16 protein-coding genes are annotated in these 18641 nt (G+C 55.0%); 10 read left to right on the top strand and 6 right to left on the bottom strand.

From position 1 onward, the window contains the following. The first annotated feature begins 33 nt into the window (after nucleotides 1–33). From ABOC97_RS08880 to ABOC97_RS08870, 3 genes are all read left to right on the top strand, one after another. Complete coding sequence (locus ABOC97_RS08880) at nucleotides 34–1719, top strand: sensor histidine kinase (RefSeq protein ID WP_349596454.1); 1686 nt, start codon at nucleotides 34–36, stop codon at nucleotides 1717–1719. Beyond that, nucleotides 1716–2435 (top strand): two-component system response regulator BtsR, encoded by a 720-nt coding sequence (gene btsR / locus ABOC97_RS08875; RefSeq protein WP_234504073.1) that lies wholly within the window; start codon nucleotides 1716–1718, stop codon nucleotides 2433–2435. Before ABOC97_RS08880 ends, btsR begins: the two co-directional genes overlap by 4 nt. A gap of 106 nt (nucleotides 2436–2541) precedes the next feature. Then, nucleotides 2542–3015 (top strand): YehS family protein, encoded by a 474-nt coding sequence (locus ABOC97_RS08870; RefSeq protein WP_234504251.1) that lies wholly within the window; start codon nucleotides 2542–2544, stop codon nucleotides 3013–3015. A gap of 42 nt (nucleotides 3016–3057) precedes the next feature. Here the strand turns inward: ABOC97_RS08870 and ABOC97_RS08865 are convergent, their stop codons facing one another. Beyond that, complete coding sequence (locus tag ABOC97_RS08865) at nucleotides 3058–3558, bottom strand: DUF1307 domain-containing protein (RefSeq protein WP_349596450.1); 501 nt, start codon at nucleotides 3556–3558, stop codon at nucleotides 3058–3060. A 338-nt stretch (nucleotides 3559–3896) separates the two neighbouring features. Then, nucleotides 3897–5933, bottom strand: coding sequence for a methionine--tRNA ligase (gene metG / locus ABOC97_RS08860; protein ID WP_349596447.1), 2037 nt, complete (start codon nucleotides 5931–5933; stop codon nucleotides 3897–3899). 208 nt (nucleotides 5934–6141) lie between these two features. Between metG and apbC the strand changes: the two genes are divergently transcribed. Next, nucleotides 6142–7251 (top strand): iron-sulfur cluster carrier protein ApbC, encoded by a 1110-nt coding sequence (gene apbC / locus ABOC97_RS08855; RefSeq protein WP_349596445.1) that lies wholly within the window; start codon nucleotides 6142–6144, stop codon nucleotides 7249–7251. Nucleotides 7252–7304: 53 nt separating this feature from the next. On the opposite strand, the gene ABOC97_RS08850 is transcribed toward apbC, so the two are convergent. Continuing rightward, nucleotides 7305–7622: an RcnB family protein gene (locus ABOC97_RS08850; protein ID WP_234504065.1), complete on the bottom strand. Its 318-nt coding sequence runs from the start codon at nucleotides 7620–7622 to the stop codon at nucleotides 7305–7307. A gap of 154 nt (nucleotides 7623–7776) precedes the next feature. On the opposite strand from ABOC97_RS08850, the gene ABOC97_RS08845 reads away from it, so the two are divergent. Continuing rightward, complete coding sequence (locus tag ABOC97_RS08845; RefSeq protein ID WP_349596441.1) at nucleotides 7777–8670, top strand: LysR family transcriptional regulator; 894 nt, start codon at nucleotides 7777–7779, stop codon at nucleotides 8668–8670. An 83-nt stretch (nucleotides 8671–8753) separates the two neighbouring features. Here ABOC97_RS08845 and speG read toward each other — a convergent pair whose 3' ends face one another. From speG to ABOC97_RS08830, 3 genes are all read right to left on the bottom strand, one after another. Further along, nucleotides 8754–9311, bottom strand: a complete 558-nt coding sequence (gene speG, locus ABOC97_RS08840; protein WP_234504059.1) for a spermidine N1-acetyltransferase — start codon at nucleotides 9309–9311, stop codon at nucleotides 8754–8756. A 227-nt stretch (nucleotides 9312–9538) separates the two neighbouring features. After that, the gene (locus ABOC97_RS08835) at nucleotides 9539–10882 is read right to left on the bottom strand and encodes an NCS2 family permease (protein WP_349596437.1); all 1344 of its coding nucleotides are present in this window, start codon (nucleotides 10880–10882) and stop codon (nucleotides 9539–9541) included. A gap of 18 nt (nucleotides 10883–10900) precedes the next feature. Beyond that, nucleotides 10901–12682 (bottom strand): adenine deaminase, encoded by a 1782-nt coding sequence (locus ABOC97_RS08830; RefSeq protein ID WP_349596435.1) that lies wholly within the window; start codon nucleotides 12680–12682, stop codon nucleotides 10901–10903. Between the two features lie 125 nt (nucleotides 12683–12807). Here ABOC97_RS08830 and ABOC97_RS08825 point away from each other — a divergent pair, with 125 nt between their 5' ends. The 5 genes from ABOC97_RS08825 (at nucleotide 12808) to mngB (ending at nucleotide 18641) form a co-directional block, all read left to right on the top strand. After that, nucleotides 12808–13734 (top strand): LysR family transcriptional regulator, encoded by a 927-nt coding sequence (locus ABOC97_RS08825; RefSeq protein ID WP_349596432.1) that lies wholly within the window; start codon nucleotides 12808–12810, stop codon nucleotides 13732–13734. A gap of 340 nt (nucleotides 13735–14074) precedes the next feature. After that, nucleotides 14075–14536: a PTS sugar transporter subunit IIA gene (locus tag ABOC97_RS08820; protein WP_349596429.1), complete on the top strand. Its 462-nt coding sequence runs from the start codon at nucleotides 14075–14077 to the stop codon at nucleotides 14534–14536. After that, complete coding sequence (locus tag ABOC97_RS08815) at nucleotides 14533–14856, top strand: PTS fructose transporter subunit IIB (RefSeq protein ID WP_349596426.1); 324 nt, start codon at nucleotides 14533–14535, stop codon at nucleotides 14854–14856. The genes ABOC97_RS08820 and ABOC97_RS08815 overlap by 4 nt, the downstream gene beginning before the upstream one ends. 13 nt (nucleotides 14857–14869) lie before the next feature. Further along, nucleotides 14870–15976: a PTS fructose transporter subunit IIC gene (locus ABOC97_RS08810; protein ID WP_349596423.1), complete on the top strand. Its 1107-nt coding sequence runs from the start codon at nucleotides 14870–14872 to the stop codon at nucleotides 15974–15976. 31 nt (nucleotides 15977–16007) lie between these two features. Further along, nucleotides 16008–18641 (top strand): mannosylglycerate hydrolase, encoded by a 2634-nt coding sequence (mngB, locus tag ABOC97_RS08805; protein WP_349596420.1) that lies wholly within the window; start codon nucleotides 16008–16010, stop codon nucleotides 18639–18641.

Below are 18641 nucleotides of genomic sequence, written 5' to 3'. Positions count from 1 at the left end.
TACGCAGTTTTATTTCTCTTGTGGTGATTGGGTATGTACGAGTTTAATCTGGTGTTGCTGCTGCTTCAGCAGATGTGCGTCTTCCTGGTTATCGCCTGGCTGATGAGCAAAACGCGGCTGTTTATCCCCCTGATGCAGGTCACCGTGCGCCTGCCGCACAAGCTGCTGTGCTACGTCACCTTCTCGATTTTCTGTATTCTCGGCACCTATTTCGGCCTGCATATTGAAGACTCAATCGCCAATACCCGCGCCATTGGCGCGGTGATGGGCGGGCTGCTGGGCGGCCCGGTAGTCGGCGGTTTGGTTGGTTTCACCGGCGGTCTGCATCGCTATTCGATGGGCGGAATGACCGCGCTGAGCTGCATGATCTCTACCATGGTGGAAGGTCTGCTTGGCGGGCTGGTGCACAGCATTCTGATTCGCCGTGGCCGCCCGGGTAAAGTCTTTAGCCCGTGGACGGCGGGGGCGATTACCCTGGTCGCCGAGCTGGTGCAGATGCTGATAATTTTGCTGATTGCCCGTCCGTTCGAAGACGCGCTGCATCTGGTGCAGAGTATCGCGGCGCCGATGATGGTCACTAATACCGTGGGCGCGGCGCTGTTTATGCGCATCCTGTTAGATAAGCGCGCGATGTTTGAAAAATATACTTCGGCTTTCTCGGCCACGGCGCTGAAGGTGGCGGCCTCAACCGAGGGCATCTTGCGTAAAGGCTTTAATGAAGAGAACAGCATGAAGGTGGCGCAGGTACTGATTCAGGAGCTGGATATCGGCGCGGTGGCAATAACTGACCGGGAAAAGCTGCTCGCCTTTACCGGCATTGGTGAAGACCACCATCTTCCCGGCAAGCCTATCTCATCGCGCTATACGCAAAAAACCATTGAAACCGGCGAGGTGGTGTACGCGGACGGGAATGAAATGCCGTATCGCTGTTCAATTCATCCCAACTGTAAGCTGGGCTCGACGCTGGTTATCCCGCTGCGCGGGGAAAACCAAAAGGTTATCGGCACTATTAAGCTGTATGAAGCCAAAAATCGCCTGTTTAGTTCGATTAACCGTACGCTGGGCGAAGGGATTGCCCAGTTGCTGTCGGCGCAAATTCTTGCCGGGCAGTATGAGCGGCAGAAAGCGCTGCTGACCCAGTCGGAGATTAAGCTGCTGCATGCCCAGGTGAACCCCCATTTTCTGTTTAACGCTCTCAATACCCTGAAAGCGGTGATTCGCCGTGATAGCGAACAGGCCAGCCAACTGGTGCAGTATCTGTCGACGTTCTTTCGTAAGAACCTCAAACGGCCGTCGGAGATTGTCACCCTGGCCGATGAGATCGAACACGTAAATGCCTATTTGCAAATCGAAAAGGCACGTTTTCAGTCGCGCCTGGTGGTGCATATGGATATCCCCGATGCGCTTTCGGGGCAACAGCTTCCGGCCTTTACGCTCCAGCCAATTGTTGAGAATGCCATTAAACACGGCACTTCCCAGCTGCTTGAGGTGGGGGAAATCACCCTACGTGCCAGCCGTCAGGGGCAGCATCTGGTGCTGGATATTGAAGATAACGCCGGGCTGTATCAGCCCAACGCCCAGGCCAGCGGTTTGGGGATGAGCCTGGTCGATAAGCGCCTGAAAATGCGCTTTGGCGATGAATGTGGGATTGCCGTTACCTGCGAAGCTGACCGTTTCACCCGTGTCACCTTGCGGTTACCTCTGGAGGAGAACGCATGATAAAAGTGCTGATTGTCGATGATGAACCCCTGGCGCGGGAAAACCTGCGCGTGTTGCTGCAAACCCAGGACGATATCGACATTGTCGGGGAGTGCGCCAATGCGGTGGAAGCCATTGGTGCGGTTCATAAGCTGCGTCCGGACGTGCTGTTTCTCGACATCCAGATGCCGCGCATCAGCGGGCTGGAGATGGTTGGTATGCTCGACCCGGAGCATCGCCCCTATATTGTGTTCCTGACCGCGTTCGACGAGTACGCGGTGAAGGCGTTTGAAGAGCACGCGTTTGACTACCTGCTCAAGCCCATTGAAGAGAAACGCTTAGAGAAAACGCTGATGCGGTTGCGTCAGGAGCGGGCGGTGCAAGATGTGTCAGTGCTGGGGGAAAACCAGCAGGCGCTGAAGTTTATTCCCTGTACCGGGCATAGCCGCATCTATTTACTACAGATGGATGATGTGGCCTTTGTTAGCAGCCGCCTGAGCGGCGTGTACGTGACCAGCGGCGAGGGTAAAGAGGGTTTTACCGAACTGACGCTGCGCACGCTGGAAAGCCGGACGCCGTTGATTCGTTGCCATCGCCAGCATCTGGTGAATATGGCGCACCTGAAAGAGATTCGCCTTGAGGATAACGGCCAGGCGGAGCTGCTGCTAAGAAATGGGCTGACCGTTCCGGTGAGCCGCCGCTATTTAAAGACCCTGAAGGAGGCGTTGGGGCTGTAATTCGTGTATACTCGTCGCGCTTCAAGTTGCCGCGGCGTTGGCTGCAACTCGAATCGCTTAGAGTATGAATTTACCCACCGCATTTTTCATTACCACCGAAGGCACTATGGTCAGTAACGATATTTTACGCAGCGTCCGCTACATCCTGAAAATCAACAACAACGATCTGGTGCGTATTTTCGCGCTGGGTGAAGCTGAAGTCACGGCAGAACAGCTGGTTCCGTGGCTGCGCAAAGAGGATGAAGAGGGCTTTGTTCGCTGCCCGGATATTCTGCTGTCGTGCTTCCTGAACGGCCTGATTTATGAAAAGCGCGGTCGCGATGAGTCAGCTCCTGCGCTGGCGGTGGATCGCCGTATCAACAACAACATCATGCTGAAAAAGCTGCGTATTGCTTTTGCGCTGAAAACCGACGACATTCTGGCTATCATGACCCAGCAGCAGTTCCGCATTTCGATGCCGGAAATCACCGCCATGATGCGCGCCCCTGAGCATAAAAACTTCCGAGAATGTGGCGATCAGTTCCTGCGCTACTTCCTGCGTGGTCTGGCCGTTCGCGAGCACGCGGCGAAGGCTAAGTAACCTTACACTTCCGGGCAAACAATCGAGCTTGCCCGGGACTGATTATTTAATCTCTTCAAATCCCTGTTCCTGCATAAAGTTTTCAACACTCGCCTGGGTGAAATAGGGAGCTGAACAGTCGGTGACTATCATCCCCGGCGTTATGTTTGGCAGCCTACACAGTTCGTTAATATTGGCTCTGGTCAGATCGATGGTCAGGCTTTCCCGTACGCGGTCTTCCGGGTATTCCACCCGCTGTGTCAATCCGGCAACTGTCTTGTATCCTTCAGCAATTTTATCCATGACGGCCTGGGCCTGCGCTTTATTATTTGCCGCCAGAATGCTGTAGGGAAACGTATCAACGGTCGTTTGGCGAAGAATGATGTTGGCTTTAAAGTAATAGGTGATATCAATTTCTAACTCGCCGATTTTTTGGCTGAACGACCTTTGCTGCTCTTGCGTAGTGGGGAGAGGCTGGGGAGCTTCTTTTTTGTCGCAGCCGACCACGCTTGCCAGCAAACCACAGACGACGATAGATATGAATAATTTCTGCGTGACGTGCATATGACTTCCTTTTCATCTCAAAAATAGGCGCCTTAAAACAGGCTGCGGCAGTATTGATGATGAAGCTGGAGAGGAAAAGGCGGATTATTCGGCGGGCGTTGGTTTTCAGAATCCATAAAGGGAAAGCGCTGCCGACAGCCGTAAAAATAGAGTAGGTCTGATAAGCGCAGCGCCAGACATGAAAGTGCGCGGTATTCCCGGTGGCGCTTCGCCTGGACGGGCAGGGGGATAATTGCGTGTAGGTCTGATAAGCGTAGCGCCATCAGACATGAAGGTGCGCGGTATTCCTGCGTTCGGCTAATAAAAAACGCTGCCGAAGCAGCGTTTGTTTATGCGGTTTATTTCACCTGCTGACCCGGCTGTGCGCCGTCGTCAGGGCTTAACAGGAAGATATCCTTACCGCCAGGGCCTGCGGCCATCACCATCCCTTCAGAGATGCCAAAGCGCATTTTACGTGGCGCCAGGTTTGCCACCATCACGGTCAGACGGCCAATCAGCGGCTGCGGGTCCGGGTAAGCGGAACGGATGCCGGAGAAGACGTTACGTTTCTCACCGCCCAGATCCAGCGTCAGGCGCAGCAGCTTGTCGGAGCCTTCCACGAATTCCGCGTTTTCAATCAGCGCCACGCGCAGATCGATTTTAGCGAAATCATCAAAAGTGATGGTTTCCTGAATCGGATCGTCCGCCAGCGGGCCGGTCACCGGCGCGCTGTTTAACGCTTTCACTTCTTCCTTCGACGCTTCTACCAGCGCTTCAACCTGCTTCATCTCGATGCGGTTATACAGCGCTTTGAAAGTGTTGATTTTGTGGCCAACCAGCGGCTGGTTGATAGCATCCCAGCTCAGCTCGGTATTGAGGAATGCTTCGGTACGCGCCGTCAGCTCCGGCAGTACCGGCTTCAGCCAGGTCATCAGCACGCGGAACATGTTCAGACCCATGGTGCAGATAGCCTGCAGGTCGGCGTCGCGGCCTTCCTGTTTCGCTACCACCCAAGGTGCCTGCTCATCAACGTAGCGGTTTGCCACGTCGGCCAGCGCCATGATTTCACGGATGGCTTTACCAAATTCGCGGCTATCCCACGCTTCGCCAATGCTTGCTGCCGCGTCGGTGAAGGTTTTGTACAGCTCAGGATCGGCCAGCTCAGAAGAGAGCACGCCGTCAAAACGTTTGGCAATAAAGCCCGCGTTACGCGACGCCAGGTTCACCACTTTGTTGACGATATCAGCGTTTACGCGCTGGACGAAATCTTCCAGGTTCAGGTCGATATCGTCAATGCGGGAAGAGAGCTTAGCGGTGTAGTAGTAGCGCAGGCTGTCGGAATCGAAGTGCTTCAGCCAGGTGCTGGCTTTAATGAAGGTACCGCGAGACTTGGACATCTTCGCCCCGTTCACCGTCACGTAGCCGTGCACGAACAGGTTGGTCGGTTTACGGAAGTTGCTGCCTTCCAGCATCGCAGGCCAGAACAGGCTGTGGAAGTAGACGATATCTTTACCGATAAAGTGATACAGCTCGGCGGTGGAGTCTTTCTTCCAGTATTCATCAAAGCTGGTGGTATCGCCGCGCTTGTCGCACAGGTTTTTGAACGAACCCATGTAGCCGATTGGCGCATCCAGCCAGACGTAGAAATATTTGCCCGGTGCATTCGGGATTTCGAAACCGAAGTATGGCGCATCGCGGGAGATGTCCCACTGCTGCAGGCCGGATTCAAACCACTCCTGCATTTTGTTCGCCACCTGCTCCTGCAGCGCACCGCTGCGGGTCCACGCCTGCAGCATTTCGCTAAAGGACGGCAGATCAAAGAAGAAGTGCTCGGACTCACGCATCACCGGCGTCGCGCCGGAAACCACGGATTTTGGCTCGATTAGCTCGGTTGGGCTGTAAGTTGCGCCGCAAACTTCGCAGTTATCGCCGTACTGATCCGGGGATTTACATTTCGGGCAGGTGCCTTTAACGAAACGGTCCGGCAGGAACATGCCTTTTTCCGGATCGTACAGCTGAGAAATTGTACGATTTTTGATAAAACCGTTTTCTTTCAGGCGGCCATAGATAAGCTCAGACAGCTCGCGGTTCTCGTCGCTGTGCGTCGAGTGGTAGTTGTCATAGCTAATGTTAAAGCCCGAAAAATCAGTCTGATGCTCCTGACTCATTTCGGCAATCATCTGCTCCGGCGTAACACCTAACTGCTGTGCTTTCAGCATGATAGGGGTGCCGTGGGCGTCATCCGCGCAGATGAAGTTGACCTGGTGGCCGCGCATTCGCTGGTAACGGACCCAGACATCAGCCTGGATGTGCTCCAGCATATGGCCGAGGTGGATGGAGCCGTTTGCGTACGGCAGTGCGCACGTTACCAGAATTTTCTTCGCGACTTGAGTCATAGTGGGTATTACTTCTTCTGTTGCAAAAAGGGCTTTTGATATTACCAAAAGGGTAGTGGGTGCGCCATATATGGATGCCTGTTAGCTGTGGTAGACTTAGGTGTACTGAAAGCATATATACTCATCGTCTTTCAATTTGCCGGTGCGTTGGCTTGCTGCTTTCCTGCAACTTGAAATCCTAAGAGTATCAAACAACAAAGGAGTCGGGATGAACTCACAATCCCAGGCCAAATCCCCTGAGCGTTTACGTGCGATGGTGGCCGGCACGCTGGCGAATTTCCAGCACCCAACCCTGAAGCACAATCTCACCACGCTAAAAGCGCTGCACCACGTCGCCTGGCTTGACGACACCGTGCACATCGAATTGCAGATGCCGTTTGTCTGGCACAGCGCCTTTGAAGAATTAAAAGAGCAAACCAGCGCAGAGCTACTGCGAGTGACCGGGGCGAAAGCTATCGACTGGAAACTGTCGCACAGCATCGCCACGCTGAAGCGCGTGAAAAATCAGCCGGGCATCAACGGCGTTAAAAACATTATCGCAGTGAGCTCCGGTAAAGGTGGGGTGGGTAAATCCTCTACCGCCGTCAACCTGGCGCTGGCGCTGGCTGCGGAAGGCGCCAAAGTGGGCATCCTCGATGCCGATATCTACGGCCCGTCAATCCCGAATATGCTGGGCGCTGAAAACCAGCGTCCAACCTCGCCGGATGGTACCCACATGGCGCCGATTATGGCGCACGGCGTTGCCACCAACTCCATTGGTTATCTGGTGACCGACGATAATGCGATGGTCTGGCGTGGCCCAATGGCCAGCAAGGCGCTGATGCAGATGCTGCAAGAGACGCTGTGGCCGGATCTCGATTATCTCGTGCTGGACATGCCGCCAGGCACCGGTGACATTCAGCTGACGCTGGCGCAGAACATCCCTGTGACAGGGGCGGTGGTCGTGACCACGCCGCAGGATATTGCGCTGATCGATGCCAAAAAAGGTATCGTGATGTTCGAGAAAGTGGAAGTGCCGGTGCTGGGTATTGTGGAAAACATGAGCATGCACATCTGCAGCAACTGCGGTCACCATGAGCCTATCTTTGGCACCGGTGGCGCGGAGAAGCTGGCGGAGAAATATCACACCCAGCTGCTGGGTCAGATGCCGCTGCACATCAATCTGCGTGAAGATCTGGATAACGGCACTCCAACGGTGGTGGCGCGTCCGGACAGCGAGTTTACCGAGATTTATCGTCAGCTGGCGGGTCGCGTAGCGGCGCAGCTGTACTGGCAGGGTGAAGTCATTCCGAGCGAGATTGCCTTCCGCGCGGTATAACGGCTGATAAAGAAGAGGCCCGCAGGACGTTGAGTCCTGCGGGCCTTTATTCGTTAACGATGGTAGAAAATTTCACCGTCGTAGATTTTGCTGATTTTACCGTCGGCATCACCAATCAGTACATAGTTGCCGCCCATGTACGTCCAGTGTGTACCGGCATCCGGTGCCGGCAGATTACGCAGCTGCCACTGTTTGATATTGTACTCTGGCGTCAGGTACATCGCCGGGGCGTTATCACCAATCTTGAATTGCGTGAAATCGGCAATAAATTCCTTTAGCTCATATTTCGCAATTCCGGTTGCTGGCGCTGCCCAGGCAGCGCTCGCCGTTGCCAACAGTACGCCCAGAAGCATCATTTTTGTTTTACGCATACTATCCCCATTATTATCCTGGATATAAAATTATCGCCCCGTATGATTCCTGATGCGCAGGCTCAATGGCAAGCGCTGCTTTCTTAAAAAATGTAAGCAAACGGCGGTTGCCTCAATTTTGAGGATTATTCTGCCCCGTCTTTGAGGAACCCCCATGTTCAGGCTGGAAGATTTATCCCTGTTCGTTCGCGCCGCCGCCCTTAGCAGTTTTAGCGAAGCGGCCCGCGAGGCCAGTATTCCCCCGGCGCAGGTGAGCTCGGCGATTAAACGGTTGGAGACGGCGCTGAATATTCGCCTGTTTGCCCGCTCGACCCGCAGTCTGCGCCTGACGGTCGAAGGGGAGACCTGGCTGCCGTTTGCCGTACAAATGCTCGATACGCTGCAAAACGGTCTGCAACAAATCCATACCCCGGATGATGAAGTGCGCGGCACCCTGCAAATTGCCGTGCCGTCGGACCTCGGGCGTAATTTGCTGCTCGATGTTTTTCGCCGTTTTCGCGAACGCCACCCGGCGCTGCGGCTGCGTATTTTGTTCTCCGATCACCGCACCGATGTCTTTAAAGACCCGGTAGATGTGGCATTTCGCTACGGTGACAACGACGACGCGTCGTTTGTATCACTGCCCGTTGCCCCGGAAAACCGCCGCGTGCTGGTGGCTTCTCCGGCGTGGATAGCCCGCCACGGCGAACCAAAAACGCTGGTCGATCTCGAAAAATGCAACGCGCTGACCTACGTGCTGCGCGGCAGCGTATTTGACCGCTGGTCGCTAAGCCGGGACGGTGTGGAACATCAGGTGCAGGTGTCTGGCAGTATTACCAGCGATGACGCAGAGGTTATTCGTCGATTGGCGATTGCCGGAGAAGGGATTGCCTTTAAGTCGGCGCTTGATGTCAGCGACGATCTGCGGGAAGGGCGGCTACAGGTGCTGTTGCCAGATTATAAAGGCGATAAGGTGCCGCTGAATATGATTTGCCCGCACCGTAAGCAGCTTTCAGCCGCGGTGCGCCTGTTGTATGAAGAGGTGAAGGCACGCTGCGTGAGCGAATAACACCGGCGTCATATTGCCCGGCCAGAGCCAACCGGCAGGGCAATATCTCTTCAGGCATCGAAGCGAATACGCCGGAGCCGAAATTATTGCGCCGTCGGTTTCAATATCCCGCCCGTCGTTTTGTTATGCTCCAGATATTGCTGCTGGAAAATACACATTCTTATCGTGTTACGGTATTCGCCGTTAACGAAAAACTCATGGATTAATTCCCCTTCCTGAATAAAGCCAAGCTTACGATAAATATGAACCGCCTTGGCGTTCTCCTTATCAACGATAAGATACAGCTTATAGAGATTCAGAACGGTAAAACCGTAATCCATGGCCATCTTCGCGGCGCGGCTTGCCAGGCCTTTACCCTGAAATTCCGGCGAGATGATAATCTGAAACTCGGCGCGGCGATGGATATGGTTTATTTCAACCAGTTCTACCAGCCCCGCATTGTTGCCATTAAAGGTCACAACAAAACGGCGCTCGCTCTGATCGTGGATGTGCTTATCATAAAGGTCGCTCAGCTCAACAAACGCTTCGTAGGGCTCTTCAAACCAATAGCGCATCACGCTGGCATTATTATCAAGTTGATGTACAAAGCGTAAGTCTTCGCGCTCAAGGGGTCTTAGTTTAACTTCCGAACGTTCTGACATGGTATTTCCTATCATTAATTACAGCCTGAAAATATATTATCTGCTGATAGGCGAAAACATCCAGAATTTTAAAATCATTACAATCTCGCCTTGAACATAAAACAGTTATTTGCAGGATCAGGGCGAAAAAAAACTGCCTCACACCACGCTGGACGGTTTACCCGCCAGAGAGACGTGAGACAGCTTATTCATGGTCAATCAGCTAGCCAGCCCGTAAGCGGGTTCGGCTAGTGTCTTACCAGCGTGGCGAAGTAATAGACCAGCGGAATCGCAAGGATCCACAGGCCAATGGGGATTTCGCGCCACTTCCCGGCAATGGTTTTAATCACGATATAGAACAGCAGGCCGCCGGCAATCCCGGTACCAAAGCTGTTGGCAATCAGGGTAATCATCACCATCATCAGAACCGGCAAACCGTCGGTGAAGTTGGCTAAATCAACCTTACGCAGCCCGCTGAACATATTCAGGCCAATCAGAATCAACGCCGGCGCCGTGGCTTCTTTGGGGATCATCAGCGCGACCGGGGTGAACAGTAGCATCAGCAGGAACATCACCGCTGCTGCCAGCGCCGTCAGGCCGGTTTTGCCGCCCGCTTCCGCCGCCGCAGAGGATTCAATCAGCGCGGTGGCCGCCGGGATACCCAGCCATGGGCCGATAGCAGCCGCAATCGAGTCGACCATAAACGGACGGTTAATGTGCGGCATATTGCCTTCTTCATCCAGCAGACCCGCTTCGCCGCCCACCGCGAGGGTGGTGCCCATCGTTGAGAAAAACTCCGAGGCGAAGAAGACGAACAGGAACGGCAGGAAGGCGATATTCAGGGCACCCAGCATATCAATCTGCCCCAGCACCGGCGTTAGCGAATGCGGAGTATCAATAAAGTGGCTTGGCAGACGGGTCACGCCCGCCGGAATACCGACCAGCGTGGCGAACAGTATCGCCCACAAAATCGCCCCTGGAATGCGGCGCGCCTGCAGCGCAATGGCGAGGAATAACCCGCAGAGCGCCACCAGCGCGCCCGGTGCGAGGAAGTCGCCTAACATCAACGAGTTGGTTTTGGCATTCGCCAGCACCAGACCGGCATTACGAAAACCGAGTACCGCCACGAACAGGCCAATGGAGGCCGTTAGTCCGAGCTTTATCGACTGGGGAACGGAACGCGTCACCACTTCGCGCAGACCGAATTTGGTCAGCAGGAAGAACAGAATACCCGACCAGCAGGCGATGCCCAGCCCAATCGGCCAGCCAATATTTTCGCTTCCGGCAAGCGTCACGCCGACCAGCACCGAACCGCCGATACCCGGGCCGACGATAAACGGCAGGTTGGCGTAGAACGCCATCAGCAGCGTACCGCCGACAAACACCAGAATGGTGCCGGTGGTGGCCGCGCCTTTATCCATGCCGCCCACGGCCAGCAGGCCTGGAATGACAACTAACAGATAGGCGGCGGCGAGAAAACCGGTGACGCCCGCCAGACATTCGGTTCGTAGTGAACTGCCGCGCGAATAGAGTGCAAAACGGCGTTCCAGCCAGCTCCCGGAGGTGGATGATTGAAGGGTGTTATCGGCCATTGCGTGGCGCTCCCATGATTATTGTTGTGTAGTGTGTTGTGACGAAATGACCGGATCGACAATCTGTCGCGTGGTGCCGTCGGTCAGCCCTAAATCGGTTAAATGCGGCCCGGCGTTACAGGCAAGGCAGGTTCCTTCAATCGCTTTAAATACGCGGTACGGCGGCTCCCAGTCGGCCACTTCGGCGCTCAAATCGCGCAGCTTGCGGAACGCGGCGGCCAGCTCTGCGGCCGGCTGGTCAGAGAGCATGCCGGCAATCGGCATCGCCACGTGGGCAAGGATCTGCTGATTCTGCGCCAGCGCCATGCCGCCGCCGGAGGCGATAAGCTGATTGGCCGCCAGCGCCATGTCATCGGCATTGCGCCCCAGCACCACCAGATTGTGCGAATCGTGCGAGTAGCTGGTGGCAATTGCGCCGCGCAGTTCACCCCAGCCTTCTAACAGTGCAATCTGCGGAGTCGCTTCATGGCGACCGTGACGGTGCTTGACCCAAATCAGGCTAAAGCCCGCCGGAATTTGTACTTTACCGTCGCGGATTTCGACATCCACTTCGCCCCATTGGGTAAAGCGCGCGCCGCGAATGTGACGCAAACGGGCGACGCCGTGGTCGATATCGCCGACCCGCAGCGCAAAATCCTCGGCGCTGAGTGGCGCTAAGCGCAGGGTATCGCGCGGCGGCGTCACGCCGTCGGCAGCCGCAATTGGCGTCAGCAGCTTGCCGTCACGGGCAATTTGCTTACCGGCGACATACACGGCGCGCGCCTCAAGCTTATCCAGCGAGTCAAAGACCACCAGATCTGCGCGACGCCCGGCGGCAATCAGCCCCAGGTCGTTACGCTGCAGACGGATAGCGGCGTTGAGCGTGGCGAAGCGCAGCACGTCGGTGGCGTTCAGCCCGTGTTCAATCAACAGATTCAGCAGGGCGATAATGCCGCCTTTCTCCAGCAGCATGTCCGGCGGCACGTCGTCGGTACAGACGGTGATTTGTGAGGAGAGGTGCGGCAGCGTTTTCAGCGCCTTGACGATATCCGGCAGCAGGTAAGGGTGCGAACCTCGGATCTCTAAGGTTAACCCGGCGCGTAGTTTTTCCAGCGCATCGTCGGCGGACGTCAGTTCGTGATCGGAGGTGACGCCGGCGGCGAGGTAGGCTTGTAAATCGGCACCGCTCAGGCCGCGCGCGTGGCCCTCAATCAGCTTGCCGCTGTTGAGCCCGGCCTGCACGATTTCCTGCATACGGCAGCTACCGTGCAGCACGCCATGCATGTCCATCACTTCCGCCACGCCGCGCACTTCCGGCCAGCCGAGCATGGTTTCCATTTCCGCTCCGGCAAAATCAGCGCCGGACATCTCCAGCCCCGGCGTTGACGGCACGCTAGAAGGTGCCGCCACCATCACCTGTAAAGGCAGATGACGGCTGGCTTCGACGGCGTAACGCACGCCAGCGACGCCGAGTACGTTAGCGAGTTCGTGCGGATCCCAGAATACAGCGGTGGTGCCCTGTGCCAGTACGATTTCGGCATAGCGTTCCGGCGGCAGGTGCGAGCTTTCGAGGTGAACGTGAGTATCCATCAGGCCCGGGGAGAGGAACACGCCCGGCAGCGAATGGTGTTCAAGCGTATCGTGGCGGCTGCCGCGCGGATGCACGCTGGCAATCATATCGCCAACAATGCCGACATCGGCGTCACGGATTTCGCCGGTGGCCATATCAACGATTTGGGCATCGGTAAGCAGAAGATCGAACGGAACTTCACCGCGGGCGGCCTGGACGGCGCGGCGGCGGTTTTCAGCATTGCTGGACATAACAACTCCGGCGCAGGGATAATGAGCGCTACTTTAGGGGCAGAGCAAACGGTTGCCCAGATGAAAAAATTTATCACCTGATAACTTCGGCTTATCCTGGGTGATCGTCTCGAGTGAAGCTCAACATGACCGAACCCTGGCAGCGGCTGCCCGCGCTCTCGCTAAAACAGTTGCAGTATTTTGTCACGCTGGCGCAGCTGCGTCACTTTACCGATACCGCCAATCGGTTGGCGATTAGCCAACCGGCGCTCAGCAGCGCGCTGCGCCAAATTGAAACGGTGATCGGCGGCAAGCTGGTCAACCGTACCGCCTCCGCGGTGACGCTCACCGAGCTGGGTGCGGCGATTCTCCCTCATGCCCAGCGCGTGCTCAGCGTGGCGCAGATGGCGTTTGAGGACATCGAGCAGATCGTGGAAGCGGGCGGTGACGGCACGGTGCGTATTGGGCTGATTCCGTCGGTGAGCTCGCTGCTGTTTCCGCTGTTGCCTGACGCGCTGGCGCAGGCGTTTCCGCGTCTGCGGGTCGAGTTTCACGACCGGACTAACGATGCTCTGGCCCGCGACCTGCAAAGCGGCCAGATTGATTTTGGCGTTGGGGCAATTGACAGTTCTCTGCCGGAAGAACTCCAGCTTTTCCCGCTGCGTGAAGACCCGCTGGTGGCGGTGCTCCACGTTGACGATCCGCTGGGTGGGCAGCCGCATCTGCCGTGGAAGCTGCTGGCAGGGCGCGATATCGCCATGTTCTCGAAAGGCAATATCCAGCGTCTGGTCGGCGCGCTGGTCGAAAGCCAGCGGCTGACGCTCAATACCCGCTATCAGGTGGATTACATTGAAACGCTGTACGGGCTGGTGCGCTCAAAGCTGGCGGTGGGTATTTTGCCGCAGCTTTACACCACCCATTTGCAGGACCCTGCGTTACGGGTTGCTCAACTGCAACAGCCCGCGCTGACCCGAACCGTGGCGCTGATGCGCGGCCCGCAGTCGTTGCCGCCGATGATTGAAGCGTGCTTCGCGCTGCTACAAAAGCAGCTACGTGAGGGCGAGGTGGCGTAAGTTTTTCCGGCGAGGCTCGGGCCAACGATGCATCGCCGCTATTAGCTTTTACCTCTTTCACTATTCACCCCTATGTTTGAACCGCCAGGGCCAACGCAAATGTGGCGGCCTTAACAAATTTCATCTTTTTTCCTTCGGCTGTTCGGCCAAATAAGTATGAAAGTCATCACAAAACTTCGTCCTTTTATGAACTCGCTCGCTTTTTTATCGACGTTATAGAAGACGTTTCCTCCTGTGAGCGGAAATGGGCTGTCTGTTTGTCGGCGTAATAAGGCTTAGTATCAGCTCAACCTAATTACGGTGTTATCCCAGCTAGCCGCTGGGGATAAGGGAGACTGCCATGCTCATTGCTCGGGAAAATATTTTTCTCAACCAAAGCTTCAGCGATAAACAATCCGTTTTTCGTTTTCTAGCCAGCCATGCGGTAAAACAGGGCTGGGCCGAAAACGCGCAGAAAATTGAAGCGGATCTCTGGGAACGAGAGAATCAATACTCTACTGGCTTCGAAAATCAAATAGCCATTCCACACGCTAAAACGGCCAATGTTTCTCACGCGGGGATTATCTTTATTCGCCTGCAGCAGCCGATTGACTGGGAGAGTCTCGACGATCAGCCGGTACAGATTATTTTTGGTCTATTGGTGCCTGAGGCCGGCGCCAAATTATTGCATTTACAAATTATTAATAGCCTCGCAAGCCAAATCGTTGATGACGAATTCAGAGATCGGCTGTTCGCCGCGAACGATGAAGATGAGTTATTTCAATTTATGCAATCACGCATCGAGATTGAGGAGCAGATATGAATATTGTCGGGGTGACATCTTGTATTGCTGGCCTGGCCCATACGCCGATGGCGGCGAAAATGCTGGAAAAAGAGGGCAAACGGCTTGGGCATCAGGTCAAAATTGAACAGCAGGGAGCCATGGGCATCATGGATCGTATTTCCGTGCAGGATATTGCCGAGGCTGATTTTGTGCTGATCGCTGCCGATCGCACCATTGAGGAAGAGGAACGTTTTGCCGGGAAAACCATTATCCGGGTCAAGATTGGACAATGCGTCAGCCACGCAGCGGATGTAATTACCAAATGCGTGGCAGCGGTTGAGTCTCGTCGCAATAAATAACATGGGTGATGTCATGAAAAAGATAATGATAGACCTGAAAAACCATGTAATGACCGGGATTTCTTATGCTTTACCGGTGATTATTGCCGGTTCCCTGATGGTCGCCGTGGCTAAAATTATTGGTCTTGCCGTCGGCGAACCCAACCTGGATGCCTTTGCCAAAAGCAGCGGTCTGATGAACTGGCTGTTCATGACTCAGGATGCTGGCTTCAAGATTATTGGTTTAATGAACTACGTGCTCGGCGCGTACGTCGCTTATTCAGTTGCAGGGAAAAAAGGGCTCGCCGCGGGGTTTACCTCCGGGCTGATTGCCTCGCTCACCGGTTCGGGTTTCCTTGGTGCGGTGGTGGGTGGCCTGCTAGCCGGTTATTCCTCGGAGTGGGTGGCGAATAAAATTCGCATTACCGGTTCGGCCTCCAGCTCGGTACCGCTGATTATTCTGCCGTTTATTACCGTGGGGTTGCAGGTACTGATAATGCTGCTGCTGCTCGGTGATGTGCTGAGCTGGATCAATACCGAGTTGATGGCCTGGGTAAAGCGGATGACCGAAGACGGCACCAGCACGGTATTGCTGGCGGCGGTATTGGGCGGGATGATCTGTTTTGATCTGGGCGGCCCGGTCAACAAGGCGGCATGGGGGACGGCGAATGTCCTGTTTCTTAATGGCGTTTACCTGCCCGCGATTCTGGTCAATGTGGCCATTATTATTCCGCCGTTAGGCTACGCCGCCGCTCGCTTTTTACGACCCAACAATTTTAACCAGACGCTCAAAGAGGCCGGTAACGGCGCGGTGATTATGGGCATCCTGGGTATTTCTGAAGGTGCTATTCCATTTACCCTGCGAAACCCGGCACGCCTTATTCCGGTGAATGTCGTGGCTGGCGCATTGGGCGCGGTGACGGTGGCGCTGTTTAAAGCTTATCCCATTATGCCGCCGCTGGGCGGGCTCTATGGTGGTTTTACCGTAGGACATCCGTGGGCTTATTTCCTCGGCGCACTGGTTGGCACTGCGATTATCGCGCTCGGCGCGAATATCCTGGTGGACTTCAACGATGAAGAACCGCGGGATAAATCCACGACGCCAACGTCCGACGAAGAGATTGAAATTAAATTCGACTAAATAGATGCACTTTGCGTGGGGGAGTTGTGGGATGAAAGAGAAAGTGGTCCATATTTATAGCCATACTCACTGGGATCAGGAGTGGTATTTTACTTCATCGCGTTCGCGTATTTATCTCTTTAATCACGTGAAGAATGTTATTCGCGTGCTGGAGAATGACGATGATTTTTCCTGCTATCTGTTGGATGCGCAAAGTGCATTAATTGAAAGTTATTTGCAGTGGGCGCCGGAAGATAAAGAGCGGCTGTATGCGTTAATTGCTGCCGGACGTTTGCTGACCGGGCCATGGTACACGCAAACAGACCAATTGGTTATTCACCAGGAATCGGTGGTGCGCAACCTGTGGTATGGCATGAAAATAGCCCATGATGCCGGGGGCGCAATGGCGCTTGGCTATGTTCCGGACTGTTTTGGTCAGGGCGGTAATATGCCGCAGATTTATACCCAGTTTGGCATTCACCACGCGTTGTTCTGGCGTGGCATTGCCGATAACACCCTGCATGAGACGGAGTTTTGTTGGCAAGGGGATAACGGCGATAAGGTTTTCGCCGTACAGATGCCGTGGGGCTACCATTATGGCGGCCTGTTGGATGAAACAGCGGAAACCATGACGGCTTTTTTAAACGAAAAAATGGCGCCGATTGAAGCCCGCAGCGCCCGCAAGAATCTGCTGTATCCACACGGTTTCGACCAGGCACCAGTCCGTGAAAATCTGCCGGAATTAGTTGCCCGGTTTAACGCCTGCGATAGTGCTCGTCACTATCAGATTGCTAGCCCGTTCGATTTTGTCAGCGCATTAGAGCAAGAAACGGCAGGCGATGTGCGGGTGCTGCAAGGTGAATTGACCGAAGGAAAACACTCGCGGGTACATAAGACGATTTTCTCCTGCCGGGCCGATTTAAAGCTGCTTAACAATGAGATTGAGGCGCTGTTGGTCAATACGCTTGAGCCGATTCTGGCCATCAGTCGCAGTCTGGGGCATGACTACCCGGCAAGAATTATCGCTGATATCTGGAAGCTGATGTTTTTCAATGCGGCGCACGACAGCATCGGCGGCTGTAATAGCGATGACACCAACCGGGATATCGCGGCTCGCTATAAGCAGGCGCGAGATCTGGCGATAAACCTGCTGGAGCTGCACACCCGGCAAATTGCCATCCGCACGCCATGCGAACACGATTACCGTTTGACGGTATTCAACCCGCTCACCCACGCGGCGACGCCGCAGATAACCTTCGAAGCCTGGCTGCCCGGCTTGCCGTTTATCCTGCGGGATGCGGCGGGCCACGCCATCCCTTATGTGATTGAAGAGCAAACGGATCTGACGGACTATGTGCTGAACCAGACTATTCGGCTTAATCCGGGTAAATCCTACGTTAAACCACAGCGGGTCTATCGTAGCAAAGTCACGGTCAACAGCAGCGCTTTACCCGCGTTGGGCTACACCAGCTGGCATCTGGATTTCAGCGCCAATGGCGAAAGCGAGACGCGCCGCGACAACCTGTCGTCTATTGAAAATGCGTTCTATCGTATTGATGTTGAAAAAAATGGCTTACTTACCATTACCCATAAACCGAGCGGAAAGCGCTATGAACGGCAGATGTTGCTGGTGGAAAACGGCGATGACGGCGATTCCTATAATTATTCGCCGCCGCGCAAGGATCTGTGGGTGACTTCAGAGCATTGCCTGATGTCGCACGCGAGGGAGATCAATGCGTTAAAGCAAACGCTCAATCTGAATTATGCCCTCAAGGTACCGGGCGATTTAGCCGCGCGAGCGCAGGAAATAACCGATGGTCTGATGCCGGTGGCGGTTACGGTGACGCTCCAGCAGGACGCACTGATTCGCTTTACGGTCGAGGTCGATAATCAAGTGCTTAGCCATCGCCTGTGCGTGCATTTTGCTACCGATATTTTGGCCAATGTCTCCTATGCGGATCAGCTGTTTGGCGTGGTGACTCGGCCGGTACAGCTCAGCAATGCGCTGCGGGTATGGGAAGCCGAGAACTGGCACGAGAAGCCGATTGCCATGGAGCCGATGCAAAGCTACGTCAATCTGCATGATGACAGCCACGGTTTTACCCTGCACAGCAACGGGGTCCGTGAGTACGAAATTGTTGGCGATAACTTCGATACCCTCGCCGTGACCTTGTTCCGCTCGTTTGGCTACATGGGTAAAGCGGATTTGCTCTATCGTCCTGGAAGGGCCTCAGGCGAGACGGTAGTTGCCACCCCGGATGCGCAGTTGCTGGGGACGCTCTCCTTTAGCTTCGGCTGGCATATTGACAACGGCAGGTTTGATGACGCCCAGCACGCGAAAATCTCAAAAGCGTACCTGACGTCGTTCCCGGTATATCAGGACAGTGATTTCCTGAATGGTCGCCTGCGGTTTTGTTTGCGCGATGAGGCGCGGATTTATCCAGCCCATTACAGCTTGCAGTCGCTGCCTGATACGCCGCAGGATGCGCAGCTGAGCGTGGTCAAATGTGCCGAGAATGGGGAGGGGCTGATTTACCGTTTCTATAACCCGAACCTGGAGACCGTTGTGACGATCCCCGCGCTGGATAAGGCTCGCTGCGTGCTGCTGGATGAAAAAACTCCGGCTGCGGAAAGAACGGTGCTCAAGCCAAATGATCTACAGACCCTGTACGTTGACATGACCTGA

This window comes from Kluyvera huaxiensis, assembly GCF_040149365.1.
GTDB lineage: Bacteria > Pseudomonadota > Gammaproteobacteria > Enterobacterales > Enterobacteriaceae > Kluyvera > Kluyvera intermedia_A.
The sequence above is the reverse complement of the archived record's forward strand: the minus strand, read 5'-3'. Positions and strand labels throughout refer to the sequence as shown.